15 protein-coding genes are annotated in these 15554 nt (G+C 60.4%); 7 read left to right on the top strand and 8 right to left on the bottom strand.

The features are described 5' to 3' along the window. Positions 1 to 32: 32 nt before the first annotated feature. Positions 33 to 605, top strand: coding sequence for a MarR family winged helix-turn-helix transcriptional regulator (locus H663_RS35520; RefSeq protein WP_053175648.1), 573 nt, complete (start codon positions 33 to 35; stop codon positions 603 to 605). 17 nt (positions 606 to 622) lie between these two features. On the opposite strand, the gene H663_RS35515 is transcribed toward H663_RS35520, so the two are convergent. Then, positions 623 to 1069, bottom strand: a complete 447-nt coding sequence (locus tag H663_RS35515) for a GatB/YqeY domain-containing protein (protein ID WP_053175651.1) — start codon at positions 1067 to 1069, stop codon at positions 623 to 625. A 107-nt stretch (positions 1070 to 1176) separates the two neighbouring features. Continuing rightward, a complete protein-coding gene (gene rpsU / locus H663_RS35510; RefSeq protein WP_053175654.1) occupies positions 1177 to 1389 on the bottom strand; it encodes a 30S ribosomal protein S21 in 213 nt (70 codons plus the stop codon). Positions 1390 to 1689: 300 nt separating this feature from the next. On the opposite strand from rpsU, the gene H663_RS35505 reads away from it, so the two are divergent. After that, entirely contained in the window at positions 1690 to 3945 is a 2256-nt protein-coding gene (locus H663_RS35505) for a patatin-like phospholipase family protein (protein WP_083451308.1), read from the top strand. Positions 3946 to 3963: 18 nt separating this feature from the next. Next, on the top strand, positions 3964 to 5319 hold the full coding sequence (locus H663_RS35500; RefSeq protein WP_053175659.1) for a mechanosensitive ion channel family protein: 1356 nt from the start codon (positions 3964 to 3966) through the stop codon (positions 5317 to 5319). 11 nt (positions 5320 to 5330) lie between these two features. Here the strand turns inward: H663_RS35500 and H663_RS35495 are convergent, their stop codons facing one another. Then, positions 5331 to 6557: a BaiN/RdsA family NAD(P)/FAD-dependent oxidoreductase gene (locus H663_RS35495; protein ID WP_053175662.1), complete on the bottom strand. Its 1227-nt coding sequence runs from the start codon at positions 6555 to 6557 to the stop codon at positions 5331 to 5333. A gap of 172 nt (positions 6558 to 6729) precedes the next feature. Here H663_RS35495 and H663_RS35490 point away from each other — a divergent pair, with 172 nt between their 5' ends. Next, positions 6730 to 6975 carry a type II toxin-antitoxin system CcdA family antitoxin gene (locus H663_RS35490; protein ID WP_165803931.1) on the top strand — a complete coding sequence of 82 codons (246 nt, stop codon included), beginning with the start codon at positions 6730 to 6732 and terminating at the stop codon, positions 6973 to 6975. A gap of 18 nt (positions 6976 to 6993) precedes the next feature. Beyond that, positions 6994 to 7323: a CcdB family protein gene (locus tag H663_RS35485; RefSeq protein WP_053175670.1), complete on the top strand. Its 330-nt coding sequence runs from the start codon at positions 6994 to 6996 to the stop codon at positions 7321 to 7323. 2 nt (positions 7324 to 7325) lie between these two features. Here H663_RS35485 and cobA read toward each other — a convergent pair whose 3' ends face one another. From cobA to mfd, 5 genes are all read right to left on the bottom strand, one after another. After that, positions 7326 to 8186 carry a uroporphyrinogen-III C-methyltransferase gene (gene cobA / locus H663_RS35480; RefSeq protein WP_083451309.1) on the bottom strand — a complete coding sequence of 287 codons (861 nt, stop codon included), beginning with the start codon at positions 8184 to 8186 and terminating at the stop codon, positions 7326 to 7328. Next, positions 8183 to 9082, bottom strand: coding sequence for a DNA-binding protein YbiB (gene ybiB / locus H663_RS35475; protein WP_053175673.1), 900 nt, complete (start codon positions 9080 to 9082; stop codon positions 8183 to 8185). The genes cobA and ybiB overlap by 4 nt, the downstream gene beginning before the upstream one ends. 392 nt (positions 9083 to 9474) lie before the next feature. Then, positions 9475 to 9774, bottom strand: a complete 300-nt coding sequence (locus H663_RS35470; protein ID WP_053175676.1) for a type II toxin-antitoxin system RelE/ParE family toxin — start codon at positions 9772 to 9774, stop codon at positions 9475 to 9477. Continuing rightward, the gene (locus H663_RS35465; protein WP_053175679.1) at positions 9771 to 9995 is read right to left on the bottom strand and encodes an addiction module protein; all 225 of its coding nucleotides are present in this window, start codon (positions 9993 to 9995) and stop codon (positions 9771 to 9773) included. Before H663_RS35465 ends, H663_RS35470 begins: the two co-directional genes overlap by 4 nt. A gap of 64 nt (positions 9996 to 10059) precedes the next feature. Next, entirely contained in the window at positions 10060 to 13554 is a 3495-nt protein-coding gene (mfd, locus tag H663_RS35460; RefSeq protein WP_053176919.1) for a transcription-repair coupling factor, read from the bottom strand. 602 nt (positions 13555 to 14156) lie between these two features. Here mfd and ispD point away from each other — a divergent pair. Together ispD and ispF are read left to right on the top strand one after the other, a co-directional pair. Beyond that, positions 14157 to 14870: a 2-C-methyl-D-erythritol 4-phosphate cytidylyltransferase gene (gene ispD / locus H663_RS35455; RefSeq protein WP_053175683.1), complete on the top strand. Its 714-nt coding sequence runs from the start codon at positions 14157 to 14159 to the stop codon at positions 14868 to 14870. Further along, positions 14867 to 15346 (top strand): 2-C-methyl-D-erythritol 2,4-cyclodiphosphate synthase, encoded by a 480-nt coding sequence (gene ispF, locus H663_RS35450; protein ID WP_053175686.1) that lies wholly within the window; start codon positions 14867 to 14869, stop codon positions 15344 to 15346. The genes ispD and ispF overlap by 4 nt, the downstream gene beginning before the upstream one ends. The last annotated feature ends 208 nt before the right edge of the window (positions 15347 to 15554 follow it).

The following is a 15554-nucleotide window of genomic DNA, read 5'->3' as shown; positions in this document are numbered from 1 at the left end:
CAGGTCTTTCCCTTAGATCAGCCGCATCCACCATGGGTTTTCCCAAAGCATCACTGGCCGCACAAAGCCAACTGCCCGAGTTTGAAGATCCGAAATCGATTTTCGATCTGCTCAATTTCCAGTTGTCCGAGCTTCTGGGCATCAGCGGTTCTCTGGTCACCCGCATCTGCGAAAACGAATACGGCATCACCCGCGAAGAGTGGCAGTTTCTGGCCATGCTGGCTGAGCTTAACGCCATGTCGCCTTCGGACTTGGCGGCGCGCACCACGGTAGATCGCTCACAGGCCTCAAAGACATTGCGTGGCCTGATGAGCAAAGGGCTGGTGGAGCGTCAGCGTGTGCCCGGCGATGGCCGCCGAGCCTTGGTGTTGTTGTCGCAGGCCGGATCGAACTTGTTTGCGCAGTTGTTTCCGCGTGTCGTGCAGGTGCACCATGAGGTGTTGCAGGATTTGGCACCTGCCCAGCGGCAGGACTTGGCACGCAGTTTGAGTGCCATACAGGCACGGGCCTTGGCTGTGGCGCAAGAGCACAAGCCTGAAGGGGCAGCGGGACGCAGGCAAGGCGGCAGCCGCGCCCGATGGAACCACGCATCCAGGCCCGATTGAGCCTGGGTGGAAGGATTTCAGCCTGCCAAAGCGGCCTTGACCGCAGCTGACACCTGGCCCATGTCGGCCTTGCCTGCCAGGCGAGTTTTCACTGCGGCCATGACTTTGCCCATGTCGCCGGGGCCTTTGGCACCCAACTCGGTCACGATGGCCTGCACGGCAGCCGTCACTTCTTCGGCCGACATGCGCTCGGGCAAATAGGCCAGCAACACCGCCATTTCGGCCTTTTCCTTGTCGGCCAGGTCCTGGCGGGCGGCTTGTTCAAACGCGGCAATCGAATCTTTGCGCTGCTTGATCAGCTTGTCCACGATGGCCACCACGGCCACATCGTCGAGCACCACACGCTCGTCGACTTCTTTTTGTTTCATGGCTGCCAGCAGCAAGCGGATGGTGCCCAGGCGCTCGCTGTCTTTGGCGCGCATCGCGGTTTTCATGTCTTCGGTGATCTGGTCTTTCAGGCTCATGGTGGGGCTCCTGTGGGGTGAAAAGTGGGGGGCAGAAACAACAAAGCCCGCCTGAGCGTCCTCCAGCGGGCTTGTGCGCAGGCCTGTTGCAGGCCGTCAAGAAGTGATCAGTACAGCTTCTTGGGCAGTTGCATGCTGCGAACGCGCTTGTAATGGCGCTTCACGGCTGCAGCTTTTTTGCGCTTGCGCTCGGTGGTAGGCTTTTCGTAGAACTCGCGGGCACGCAAGTCTGTCAGCAGACCGAGTTTTTCGATGGTGCGCTTGAAGCGACGCAGGGCGACGTCAAACGGCTCGTTTTCTTTCACGCGGATGGTGGTCATTGAATCAAATTTCCAAAATGTGTGCCGGTCGCTGCAGCAAGGAAGATCGAGCCTTGCTACCCGATACCAGCGGTTCCCCGTCACGAACTAGTATTTGGCAGACGGGGGGTTTGCCAGCAAAGCCTGCGATTATAGCCCCATCCGGAGTACATACAGGCTATTGCGTCAGCTTGTGATCAGGTCTTGCTGAAGTCGGCGCACAGCTTGTCACGATTGAATTGGGGTGTTCTTGGTTTTTATCTATGAAAATCAATAAAATGAGTTCTAAATGTATAAATTTAACCCTGTGGGTTTTACGCAATGATCTTTCATAAATGGTTGTTAACAGGGCTGTTGTGCCTGGCGAGTGGTTTGAGCTGGGGGCAAGGGGCGGTGCCCGCCCTTGCTTCTGGCAAGCCGCCGTCCGTGGTGGTAGTGCTGGCCGGTGGCGGTGCCAAAGGCTTTGCACACTTGGCCGTGCTGCGCCAGTTGGAGCAGGACCACATTCCGATTGCCCGCATCGTGGGCACCAGCATGGGGGCTGTCATTGGTGGTTTGTACGCCAGCGGTTTGTCGACAGAGGACATCGAGCGAGTGATCGGGGGGCTGGACCCGGCCAAGGTGGCGCTGGATCAACTCAACCGGCTGGAGTTGCCTTCGCGCTCCCGTGCTTACCAGCAAAAGTACCCTGTGGAGATGGAATTCGGGGTCAAGGGCGGGGCCTTGAGTTTTGCGCGGGGTGTCAGTGACGGGCAGCGTTTTTTGGCTTTGCTGCAGGAATTGACCGCGCATGTGCCGCCGCAGGTGAATTTCAACGATTTAAAAATTCCTTTTCGAGCCGTGGCCACCCGATACAGGGATGGCGAGATGAAGGTCTTTGACCGGGGGGCCTTGCACCTGGCCATTCGGGCCAGCATGGCGGCACCGGCGGTGTTTGCCCCGGTAGAGGTGGACGGCGAGACCTATGTGGACGGTGGCCTGGTGGCCAATTTGCCCATTGAAGTGGCTTTGCAAGAGGGGGCCGATGTGATCGTGGCCTCGTTCCTGGCTGGGGGGGCAGATGACGGCCAGACTGCGCAAGCCAGTCATGCGCTGGTGGTGGCCAATCGGATGATTGACATCCTGATTCGTCAGAACGAAAAACGCAATCTGTCTCTGTTGCGTGCCCAGGACGTGCTGGTCAAACCGCAATTGCAGGACGTCGGTTTTGCCGATTTCAACCGGGCGGCCGAGATCGTGCAGCGGGGCCAGGTGGCTTTGTCCGATGTGGCCGCTCGCTGGGCGGCCATGAAGGTGCAATTCGCAGAAACATCCGCCAAACCTGCGGCGAACAAACTCTCATTCAACCAGCGGGAAAAACGCATTGTGGCCATTGAGGCCAAGGGCCAAAAGGATGTGCCCGAGTCCTACATCCACTCGGTCTTGTCTCCCATGCTGGAGCAGGAGTTTTCCTCAGTCGAGACCGAACGTTACATTGACGAGCTGTACACCAGCGGCTACTTTGATCTGGTCAGCTACAGCTTGCAGCAGCAACAGGGCGATCAGTACAAGCTGATCGTGCAAGTGCGCGAGAAACCCTACAGTCCGCACTTCATGAAATCCACCTTGGGTTTTTCCACCGAGGCCAGTGGGGTCACCCAGTTTTCAACCGGCATTGGTTATCGCCGTCCCTGGCTGACCGAGTCCGGTCTTGAGTTTGCGCTGGACGCGCGACTGGGTACGCAGATCGAATTGGCTGCGCGTTTGTACCAGCCCTTGACCAAACGCTGGAGCGTGGAGACCGGCGTGTCCTGGGACCGCAACCAACTGCCGGTTTACCGCACTGCCCTGAACCGTGAAGATCTGAGGTCGCAAAAACTGGCCTATCTCAACCAGACGGTGGAAACTTGGGATGCACAGCTGGTGTATGACCTGGAGCGCAAAGCCAATATCAAACTGGGCCTGACCTCTGGCCGCATACGACGCAGCCTGGACACCTACAACGAGTTGTTGTCGTCTACAGTGGGCTCCAACAGTGATTTCAGTTACAGCGGCCTCAAGACCCAACTGCAAATTGACCAGTTGGATTCCTTGAGTTTTCCGACCCGAGGCTACTATTTGAATGCCACTGTGGAACAGGGCTTGAATGGCACTGCTTATGGCACAGGCCGTTTGAGCGCCAAAGTGGCCCACAGTTTTGGGCCACACATTTTTAATCTCGGTGTGAATGTGGCGCAGGAAAAGCTGAACCAAGGCTGTGAGTCTTGCCAATCTCCCACGCTCTTGTTTTTGGGCGGCTTTCAGCTCATGGGGGCCTACCGCATGGGGCAGCTGGCAGGCAATCAACTGGCTCATGTGCAGGGCACCTACATGTACCGCTTGAACGAAGGCGGCCTGTTTAATCAAAGAACTTATATGGGCACCGTGCTGGAGGCTGGAGACGCTTGGTCTCAGGGCGATGCGTTTCGCACCCGCTACAGCGCAACCGCTTTTGTGGCGGTGGACAGCAAGATTGGAGACATTTATCTGGGCGCCGCCAGAGGCTCAGGCAATGTCTACAACATGTTTGTTCAGCTGGGCAGGCGCTTCAGTTTTTGATGCACGGGGAGTCTGCGCATGGACATGAATTTCATGAAGATTGACCAGGTGGTGATGAGCGGGGACGGGTTTTTCCAATCCATGGCCTATCACGCTTACCAAAGTTTGCCCTTGGACAGTTTTGCGCTGCAATGTTTGCTGTGCGTGCTCAGCATTGCGACTGGTTATGCCGTGCGACGTTGGGTGCTGGCCCGGTTGACGGTGCGTGGCCCTTGGTCTGCTTATGGGTACCACGCGGTGCAAGTCATGGGACCTGCGGTGGTGGCCGTGTGGTGCCTGTCCAGCTTTTTTGGAGCTGCCTGGCTGTATGGCTTGAATGCCCATGAGCTGATGGTTTTGTGGAAAGTCCTGTCGTTGACTTTGTGGGTGCTGGTCATCCGCACTGCGGGCTGGTTTTTTCGCTACGTTTTGCACCCACACGAAGTCTTGCGCATCTTTTTGCACCTGATCGAGTGGGCCGCAGTGGTCGTGGCTGTCTTGACTTTTTTCGGCCTTTTCCAGCCTTTGACAAGCCATATTCAGGCCATTGAGTTTTCCATTGGCCATCAGGTGTTCAAAGGTGCCAACATCGTCACCGGCGTGCTCATGGGGGTGGTGGCGCTCACGGTGGCAGGGCAAATTGCAGACGTGGTTGACCGCTTGCTGCAGCGCTATGCGCGCCAGGAAACCATTCAGGCCAACGACGCCCTGATCCTGACGCGCCTGTTCAGCATGGGCATCTTTGTGTTCACTTTGGTGGGCGTGCTGGTCAGCTCGGGCATTGATCTGACCACCTTGGCCGCTTTTGCCGGTGCCATGGGCATTGGCCTGGGCTTTGGATTGCAGGAGTTCGTGGTCAACTATTTCAGCGGGCTGTATGTGCTGCTGGAGCGGGCACTCAAGGTGGGCGATTACGTGACCATCGACAAGATCACTGGGCGTGTGGTGCAAATGAGCAGCCGCGCCCTGGTGGTACGCGATGCGGTAGGCACCGAAAGCCTGATCCCCAACAGCAGCGTGATCAAGGGCGTGTTGCAAAACCACACCCTGAGCAACGACGATTTTCGGGTGTCTTTTTTGTTGAAAATCGCCGATGTGGCCGACTATCCCCGGGCGCGTGAATTGATTTTGCAATCGCTCAAAAACGCGCCACGCGTGCTGCCCGATCCCGCTGGGGACGTGCTCATCGCTTCAGTGGCTGCTGGCGAGGTCACGCTGGAGACCAGCTTCTGGATCAACGACCTGCACAACGGCCACAAGGGCCTGATTTCTGATTTGATGTTTGACATTTGCATGCGCTTTCGCAGCGAAGGCGTGTTGCTGGCTACGGAAGGGGCCGAGCCGCTTATAGCCACCAAACCGCTGACCCACAAGTCAGCTGTCGTGCTGAGCTGAGCGGTGGTTTGTCAGGCCAAGAGCTTTTCTGCCAAAGCCTGCGCACAAGCGTGGGCGCTGGCCCAGGCCCACTGGAAGTTGTAGCCGCCCAGCCAGCCGGTCACGTCGATCACCTCGCCAATGAAGTACAGCCCGGGCTGTTTGGACTCCATGGTTTGCGAAGATACATCGCGCGTGTCCACCCCGCCCAGCGTGACCTCGGCTTTTTTGTAACCCTCGCTGCCGGTGGGTGTGAGTGACCATCTCGACAGGGCTTCAGCAAGTTGAGTGAGCGCCTTGTCCGGCACATCCGGGCAGGGGCGCTGCAGGGCCGGGTTCTGACCCACCCAGGCCTCGGCCAAGCGGCTGGGTACCAGCGTGGCCAGCTCGTTAGCCAGCAGTTTTTTCGAGCGCAGCTTGGCCTCTTGCAGGCGCTCGGGCAGGTTCACCTCGGGGGCCAGGTTCAGGCGAATGGGTGTGCCTTCTTGCCAGTAGCTTGAAATTTGCAGCACGCCCGGCCCCGACAAGCCCCGGTGCGTGAACAGCAGGTCTTCGTCAAAGTGCATGCGGCCTTTTTTCTCGCCCGTCTCGATGCCCACGGGCAAAGCGAGCCCGGCCAGCTGCGCATAAGGTGCCCAGCCTACGCCGTCAAAGGTCAGGGGCACCAGGCCAGGGCGGCGCTCGACCAGACGCAAACCAAACTGGCTGGCAATGCGGTAGCCCCAGTCGCTGGCCCCGATTTTGGGGATGGACAGGCCGCCCGTGGCCACCACCAGTGTGGTGGTTTGCACGGGGCCATCGCTCGTGCCCAGGGTGTAGTGGGTGTTGTCTTCGGTGGGCGCTTGGACAGACTTCACACTGCACCCGGTGCGGATTTCTACGCCGCCTGCCTGGCATTCAGCCAACAGCATGCGGATGATGTCTTCGGCCGAGTGGTCGCAAAACAGCTGGCCCTTGTGCTTTTCATGAAACGCGATGCCGTGCTTTTGCACCAAATCGATGAAGTCTTGTGGGCTGTAACGCGACAGGGCCGAGCGGCAAAAGTGCGGGTTTTGGCTGATGAAGTGCTTTTGCGGGGCCGAGGCGTCGAGCAGCCGGTTGGTGAAGTTGCAGCGCCCACCGCCGGAGATGCGGATTTTTTCGGCGATTTTGTCGCTGTGGTCGATGACCAGCACCTTCAAGCCGCACTGGCCCGCCACGCCTGCGCAAAACAAACCGGCAGCCCCGGCACCCACGATCACCACATCCCATTGATTCATGGCAGGGAGTTTAAGGGGTGGGTGAGGCTGCCGTTGGTTCGCTTGCACGGCAAGACCCCAGCCATACGGACCGCGCTACGTGCTCCAAAGCTGTGCAGGGTTGGAGTCTGCTCAGCTGGCAATTGAGGTGCACTTTCATGCGCATAGAATGCGCATGAAAGGAGTGACTGCCATGCCAGATCGCGAAACCTCAGCCAAGAAGCCCGTCAATCTTTCACTCAGTGAAGCCCTGGTGCAAGAGTCTCGTGCCTACTGTGGCAACTTGTCGGCCAAGGTCGAAGAGATGCTGCAAGACTATGTGATCACGCAGCGGCAAGCCCGCCAAACCCACCGCCAGCAAGCGCAGCAGGCCGTGGCCGACTGGAATTCGCTTCACGACGCGTCGGGCTCTTACGCCGACGGCCATTCCACGCTGTGACGCGCACGGCCAAGGCACATGCCGCAATTTGACATCCATCTGAACCCCGGCCCGATGCGGGCCACCGTGCCCATGGTGGTGGTGGTTCAGTCTTCATTGTTTGAGGGTTACCGCCGCCGTGTCGTCGTCCCGCTGGTCCTGCGTTCGGCATTGCCTGCGGGTGCCAAATTGGCCGGCACGCGCATGAACCCGGTGTTCAAGATCAAGGGCCAGGCCTTGGTCTTGCACCCGCTGGACATGGTGTCTGTCGCCAGCGATCAGCTGGGGCCATGCGTGGGCAATCTGGCCGATCAGGGCCAGGCGATTGCCGATGCACTGGATGAGCTGCTCACGCGCAGCTGGGGCTGAATTCAGGCCAGTTTTTGTGCGGCATGTGGCTGCGCGGCCCATGCCCGCGCACCTTGGACCACGTCGCCCACCACGATGATGCTGGGGCTTTGCAGGCCTTCGCGGGCCATGGTGTCAGCCAACTCGTCCAGCGTGGTCAGTGCTTCACGCTGCTCGGGCAGGCTGGCGTGCTGCACGATGGCCACGGGTGTGTGTGCGGGCAGGCCCTTCAGCAAGCCGCTGCGGATCTGCGCCAGGCTGCTCACGCCCATGTAGATCACCAGCGTCAATTTGGCCTGGTGCGCAGTGTTGGCCAGCAGTGCCCAGTCGGGGCCGGCGTCGCCGGGTTTGGCGTGGCCCGTCGCAAACACCACCCCGTGTGCATGTTCGCGGTGGGTCAGCGGGGCGCCCAGGCTGCTCATGCCCGCCAACCCGGAGGTGATGCCGTTGACCACCTGCACATCAATGCCCGCTTCGCGCAGATGTTCGACCTCTTCGCCGCCCCTGCCAAATATGAACGGGTCGCCGCCCTTGAGGCGCACCACATGTTCGCCTTCGTGCACGGCAGTGATCATCAGCTTGTCAATGAAGGCCTGCGGCGTGCTCTTGCAGCCGCCGCGCTTGCCCACATGCACGATGCGGGCACTGGGCGAGGCATGCGCCAGCACCGCGTCATTGACCAGATCGTCCACCAGCAGCACCGTGGCGCTGGCAATGGCTTTGACGGCTTTGAGGGTCAGCAACTCAGGGTCACCGGGGCCAGCGCCGACCAGGGTGCAGCTTCCTGCGGCTTGAGTCTTGTCATCGCGTGTGAAGCGTGGCGATCCAGTGTCGGAGGCACCCGCTGTGCTTGCCAAGTCGGAAAACGGTGTGGGGGCGCTCATGCTTGGACCTCACGGAGTATGTGTTGAATTTGCCGCGCAATGGGCTCGGGCACTGGCAGCAGGTTTTGCATAACGTGTTCGATGTAAAGCGCCGTAGCTGCCGCATCAGTGCTGGGTAACTCTGGCAGTTGGGACAGGGGGCCTTCTTGCGGGGCCTGCACGCGCCGTGTCTGGCCGTCTTTGAAAACGTCCATCGCCGGTGTGCGCCGGGCATCGGCCACGCTTTCGCCTTCAGTGCCGCGCAGCAGCAAAGCGTGCTGGGCGGTCAACGCAAAGGTGGCTGACATGGACTGCAAATATTCGGGGTGGGTGTAGCTGCTCACCACCAGGGCGGGACCCTCACAAGGGTTCATGTGCTTGACCAGGCTGTGCCCAGGGTTGCGCAGGCCCACCACCCGGCGCACGGCCAGCAGACGTTCCAGCCCGGCGTGCAGCACGCCCGTGGGCACGAACGCTACTTCACCGGCTTTGACCTGAGGCGATGCGCCGGACGCTGAAATACCCAGTTCAGCCAACACCGCCTGGCTGCTCACCCGCTTGTCTTCGGTGGCTGTGCCGTGCATGACCACCGCCACGCCTTCGCGGGCCAGCAAAAGGGCCAGCAAGGGCGTGAGCACGGGCAGTTTGCGGGCACCGTTGTAGCTGGGCAGCACCACGGTGGGCGCTTGCCCTGTAACGACCTTGTTCAAACGGGCATGCGTGGCGTCCAGGAAACCCGCCATCTCTTCAGGCGTTTCGCCCTTGATGCGCATGGCGATGCAAAAAGCGCCTAATTCCAGATCACTCACTTGCTGGTCAAGAATCTGGCCCAACAAGTCAGCAGCTTGTGCGCGGCCGAGCGCACGCGCGCCGTCTTTGCCGCGTCCGATGTCCTTGATGTAGTGGCTGATGCTCATGGTGAAAAGATGAGGTCCAGTGTTGTGTAAAGCTATTGCTGTGTCTCAGGCCATTTATTTGAGAGGGTGTGCACTTGCCCTGCAAGCGATGGCTTGTCGTCCACTGGCGCTCCATCGCCAGCAATAACCATTCGTTTGCTCAGATGGTCAAACCCTTCAGCACACGGTTGTAGATTGTGAAGGATTTGAGATAACTTTTGGTTATATAGGTATGACCGCAAGGGGTTTAACGACCCCTTCAAACTCACCTCTGAACTGCCGCCAACTCCACGAAAGGCGTCCCCAAACTCCGCAACACATCCCGCACCATCTGCGCCCTTGCCTTGGGGTCGGGCAGTTCGCGTTCGATGCGGATTTTGTCGTTGCCTGCCAGCGGTAGCGACGGGTCAAGTTCAATCGCCCACACGATCGGTCCAATAAACGGGTCGCCTGCGGTGATGAGCGATGGCCAGAACCAAAACTTGGTCGGCGTGGAGTATGTAGATCACATGAAACGGAAAGCGCCGCATTCCTGTTTTGCGAAGTGCGGTTGCGTCGATGGCCGGAAAGGTTTGCGGGTTGCGGCAAATCCGCAGCATGGTTGATTCAAATTCAGCCAAATAGTCAGCGCCCAAGCCTGGTAGCTGGGTTTCGTAAAAAGCGACCTGGTCGAGGTGCTCGGTCAGGGCCGCACGGTGAAATCGATAGATCACCGCAACAGAGCGCGTGCAGCAGCGCTTGCCTCTTCTGAAGACACGCTGGAACTTTGCCCCTGTGTGATCTGTAGGGCACGGCGTTGGGCTTCTGCGTGCCAGGCTTTTTCGATGTCTGCCGTGCTCTGGTATTCCAGCGATATCAACAATTTATGTGCCAAAGCTGCCCGCTCGTGCACGGGCAGATGCAGTGCTGAATGCTCAAGTGTTTGGTGGTTCATGGGGATTCCTTTGTATTGGCAGCATTTTGAACTTTCAAGGCAGGCTGCGCCAGTGTTTGCGGCATCAGGCAGCCACCGCCTCCACCCTCGGCTGCCCCAAACTCCGCAGCACATCCCGCACCATCTGTGCCCGCGCCTTGGGGTCGGGCAGTTCGCGCTCGATGCGAATTTTGTCGTTGCCCGCCAGCTTGATGTGTTTGTTCTTCTGGATGAGGCCAATGATGGCCATGGGGTCCACGGGTGGGTTGGGTTTGAAGGTGATCTGGATCACGCCCGGGGCGGCGTCGACCTTGATGACGCCATAGGGCTGGGTCAGCACACGCAAGCGGTGCACATCGACCAGGGTTTGGGCTTGCGGGGGCAGTTTGCCAAAGCGGTCCACCAGTTCTTCGAGCAGGGCGTCGATCTGGTCGCTGGTTTTGGCGGTGGCCAGCTTTTTGTAGAACGACAGGCGCAGGTGCACGTCGCCACAGTAGTCGTTGGGCAGCAGGGCGGGGGCGTGCAGGTTGATGTCGGTGGTGGCGGTGAGGGGGTTGAGCAAGTCCGGTTCTTTGCCCGCTTTCAGGCTGCGCACCGCTTCGGACAGCATTTCGTTGTAGAGCTGAAAACCCACTTCGAGCATGTTGCCGCTTTGGTTTTCGCCCAGCACCTCGCCCGCGCCGCGAATCTCCAGGTCGTGCATGGCCAAATAAAAACCGCTGCCCAGTTCTTCCATTTGCTGGATGGCGTCGAGTCGCTGTGCGGCTTGTTTTGTCAGGCCTTCGATCTCGGGCACCATCAAATAAGCATAGGCTTGGTGGTGCGAGCGGCCCACGCGCCCGCGCAGCTGGTGCAGCTGGGCCAGGCCGAATTTGTCGGCGCGAGAGATCACGATGGTGTTGGCCGTGGGCACGTCGATGCCGGTCTCGATGATGGTCGAGCACAGCAAGATGTTGTAGCGCTGGGCCACAAAGTCGCGCATCACGCGCTCCAGCTCGCGCTCGGGCATCTGGCCGTGGGCCACGGCGATGCGGGCTTCGGGCAGGATTTCTTCGAGCTTTTGCTTGCGGTTCTCGATGGTCTCGACCTCGTTGTGCAAAAAGTAGCACTGGCCGCCGCGCTTGAGTTCGCGCAGCACCGCCTCGCGGATCACGCCCGTGCCTTCGTTGCGCACAAAGGTCTTGATGGCCAGGCGACGTTGCGGCGCGGTGGCAATCACGCTCAAATCGCGCAGACCTTCCAACGCCATGCCCATGGTGCGGGGAATGGGGGTGGCGGTGAGCGTGAGCACATCGACCTCGGCCCGCAGTGCTTTCATGGCCTCTTTGTGGCGCACGCCAAAGCGGTGTTCTTCGTCGATGATGAGCAGGCCCAGGTCGTGGAACTTGGTGGATTCGCTCAGCAGCTTGTGCGTGCCGACCACGATGTCCACCGTGCCATCGGCAATGCCTTTGAGGGCGGCGGTGACTTCTTTGCCCGACCTGAAGCGCGAGACTTCGGCCACCTTGACGGGCCATTTGGCAAAGCGGTCTTTGAGCGTTTGGTAGTGCTGCTCGGCCAGCAGGGTGGTGGGGGCCAGCAGCGCGACTTGTTTGCCGCCGGTCACAGCCACAAAGGCGGCCCGCAGCGCCACCTCGGTCTTGCCAAAGCCCACATCGCCACAGACCAGGCGGTCCATGGGGCGGGGGCTGATCATGTCTTGAATGACGCAGTGGATGGCGGCCTTTTGGTCGGCGGTTTCTTCAAAACCGAAGTCGTTGGCAAAGGTTTCGTAGTCTTGCGGGCTGTAGCGGAAAGGGTGACCTTCGCGGGCTGCGCGGCGGGCGTAGATGTTGAGCAACTCGGCGGCGGCGTCGCGCACCTGCTCGGCGGCGCGGCGTTTGGCCTTTTCCCACTGGCCGGAGCCCAGTTTGTGCAGCGGCGCTTCGTCGGCGCTCACGCCCGTGTAGCGGCCAATCAGCTGCAGCTGGCTCACGGGCACATAAAGCGTGGCGTCGCCTGCGTATTCCAGGTGCAAAAACTCTTGCAGGGCGGGCGTGCCGTCCTCGTTTTTCTGACCCATGTCCATGTTGACCAGGCCCCGGTAGCGGCCAATGCCGTGCTGGCTGTGCACCACCGGGTCGCCCACGTTCAGCTCGCTCAGGTCTTTGATCAGCGCTTCAACGTCGCTGACCTGTTCCTGCTTTTTGCGGCGGCGGGTGGTGGGGCCTGCGGCAAAGAGTTCGGTCTCGGTCACCAGGTCGATGTTGTGCTCGAACCAATGGAAACCGCTGACCAACGCGGCCGTGGCCATGCCGATTTTTTCGTCGCTGGTCAAAAAGTCTTCGAGGCTGTCAAACACGGGTGGCGTGAGGCCGCTGGAGCGCACGAAGTCGAGCAGGCTTTCACGTCGGCCATCGCTCTCGGCCAGGATCAGCACCCGGCTGGCGCTGCTGCGGATGTGCGCTTGCAAGCGCGAGAGCGGATCTTCGGCGCCGCGAACCACCGTCAACTCGGGCAAGGGCTGGGCGAGGGTGTTGTCAGCCACATCGCTGGTGCCTGCGCGCAGGGCCAATTGGGCATGGCTTTGGGTCAGGGTGTAGAACTGCTCTGCGCTCAAAAACAGCGCATCAGGCGGCAGCACGGGCCGCTCGGGGTCGCCTTGCACCAAGCGGTAGCGGTCGCGGGTGTCTTGCCAAAAGCGCTGGAAGGCGGGCTCCAGATCGCCGTGCAGCACCACGGTGGCGGCATCGGCCTGGCCAGCTCCCAGGTAATCAAACACTGTGGCGGTTTCTTCAAAAAACAGCGGCAGGTAGTACTCAATGCCCGCCGTGGCCACGCCGTTGCCCATGTCTTTGTAAATGCGGCTTTTGGTCGGATCGCCTTCGAGCAGTTCGCGCCAGCGGCTCCTGAACCGCGTACGGGCCGCCTCGTCCATAGGGAACTCGCGCCCCGGTAACAAGCGCACTTCGGGAACGGGGTAAAGGCTGCGCTGGCTGTCGGGGTCGAAAGTGCGGATGGAGTCGATTTCGTCGTCGAACAGGTCCACCCGGTAAGGCACCAACGAGCCCATGGGGAACAAGTCAATCAGGCCGCCGCGCACCGCGTATTCACCGGGGCTGACCACCTGGCTGACGTGTGAGTAACCCGCCAGCGTGAGCTGGGCCTTGAGTTGGGCTTCGTCGAGCTTTTGTTTGACCTTGAACTCGAAGGTGTAGCCCGCCAAAAAGGACGGCGGGGCTAGGCGATAGAGCGCGGTGGTGGCGGGCACCAGCACCACGTCGGCGCTTTCGGGGTGGTTGCGCTGTTTGATGCGCCAGAGGGTGGCCAAGCGCTCGCTGATCAAGTCTTGGTGGGGCGAAAACGTGTCGTAGGGCAGGGTTTCCCAGTCGGGAAACAGGACGCAGCGCAGATCGGGCGCAAAAAACACCAGCTCATCCATCAGGCGCTGGGCGTCGGCCGCGTCACTGGTGACGATGGCGGTGAGCTTGCCGGCCTTTTTTTCGCGCTGGGCCAGTTGGGCCAGCAGCACGGCATCAGCCGATCCGGCGGGGCGGGGAAGGGTAAATCGTTTGCCGGAAATCAGGCTGGGCAGTTGCATGGTGTGTGCGCTGGGCAATGGCGAAGAAAAAAGCAAAACACCCCCCGCCGAAATGGAGGGGGGTGTGAACATGTGAGTTGGACGTGATTTTAGAGTCTTTGTGACCTTGGGCAGGCCGATGGTGGTCGTTAAGCACAGTCTTCGGTAGGTCGGCTTGGGTCGCGTCACCGGGCCTGTGGCGCACCGGGTAATGTCGGAGCTGAAGCTGCCGACCTACGGGGGCCGTGTATTGGTAGGTCGGTGGTCGAAGACCCCGACATGGGCCTGTGCCGAAGCAGAAAAACGTCGGACCTGACGGTACCGACCTACGGGGGCCGTGTATTGGTAGGTCGGTGGTCGAAGACCCCGACATGGGCCTATGCCGAAGCAGAAAACCTCGGACCTGGCGGTACCGACCTACGGGGGGCCGTGTATTGGTGGGTCGGTGGTCGAAGACCCCGACATGGGCCTGTGCCGAAGCAGAAAAACGTCGGACCTGGCGGTACCGACCTACGGGGGCCGTGTATTGGTAGGTCGGTGGCTTCAGCCCCGACAAATGTTTGCGTCACTTCAGACCCTGTCGTGGCCGAAGCCACCGATCTGCAAAACTACAATGCCAAGCTATGACCGACCGCAGCATCTCGACTTGTTTTCACGCCCTCATCCCCTGTGCGGGCACGGGCAGCCGTGCGGGCACGGTGCAACCCAAGCAATACCAACAGGTGGCCGGGCAGCCCATGGTCATGCTCACGCTGCAGGCTTTGGCGCAGGTGCCTCAGCTGGCCAGTGGTTGGGTGATTTTGTCGCCCGGTGATGACCATGTCTGGGTCGAGCAGGCTTGGCCCCAGCGTTTCAAGCGCCTGGCCTGTGGCGGTGCCAGCCGCGCCGAGAGCGTTTTCAACGGCCTGCAAGCCATGCTGGCCGCAGGCCTTGACCCGCAAGACTGGGTGCTGGTGCACGATGCGGCGCGTTGTTTGGTGTCGCACGAGTCGGTGACTCGCTTGATCGAAACTTGCCAGCACGATGCCGTGGGCGGCCTGCTGGCCCTGCCTTTGCCCGATACGCTCAAAACCGAAGAGAGTGGGCGCGTGGCGGCCACCGTACCGCGTGAACACAAATGGCTCGCTCAAACCCCGCAAATGTTCCGTTTGCAGATGCTGCACGATGCGCTGGCCGATGTGGCGGGCAGTGGTTTTGCAGGCATCACCGACGAGGCCAGTGCCATCGAACGGCTGGGTATGAAGCCCCGTCTTGTCGAAGGCTCAGCACAGAATTTCAAAGTCACTTACCCGGCCGACTTCGCGTTGGCCGAGGCGATCATCAGGAGCAGAACATGAGTTTCAGAATCGGTGAAGGCTGGGACGTCCATGCCCTGGTGCCGGGGCGCAAGCTGATTTTGGGCGGGGTGGAGATTCCCCACACCACAGGGTTGCTCGGTCACTCGGATGCCGATGTGCTCCTGCACGCCATCACCGATGCGGTGCTGGGCGCGGCGGGTTTGGGCGACATCGGACGGCATTTTCCGGACACGGACGCGAAGTTCAAAGGCGCTGATTCATCCGTGCTGCTGACCGAGGCCATGCGCCGGGTGCGTGAGCGTGGTTGGGAGTTGGTGAATGTGGACAGCACCATCGTGGCCCAGGCCCCCAAGCTGGCGCCGTACATGGCGGCGATCAACGCTTCAGTGGCACAAGCCCTGGGCGTTGCCCCTGATCAGGTCAATGTGAAAGCCAAGACCGCTGAAAAGCTCGGCCCCGTGGGCATGGGCCAGAGCATGGAAGCCCGCGCCGTTGCTTTGTTGACCAAACCTTGACCCGACATGGGGCCTGTGCCTTCAGCTGAAAACGTCGGACTCTTCGAGTGCCGACCTACAGGGCGTTGACATCTTGCAGGTCGGCGGTCGAAGACTCCGACATGGCTTGTAGGTCGGCGGTCGAAGACTCCGACATGGGGCGTAGGTCGGCGGTCGAAGACTCCGACATGGCTTGTAGGTCGGCGGTCGAAGACTCCGACATGGGGCC

Source organism: Limnohabitans planktonicus II-D5 (assembly GCF_001270065.2).
Classification (GTDB): Bacteria; Pseudomonadota; Gammaproteobacteria; order Burkholderiales; family Burkholderiaceae_C; genus Limnohabitans_A; species Limnohabitans_A planktonicus.
Note: the sequence above shows the minus strand (reverse complement) of the source record. Positions and strands in the feature narration are given on the sequence as shown.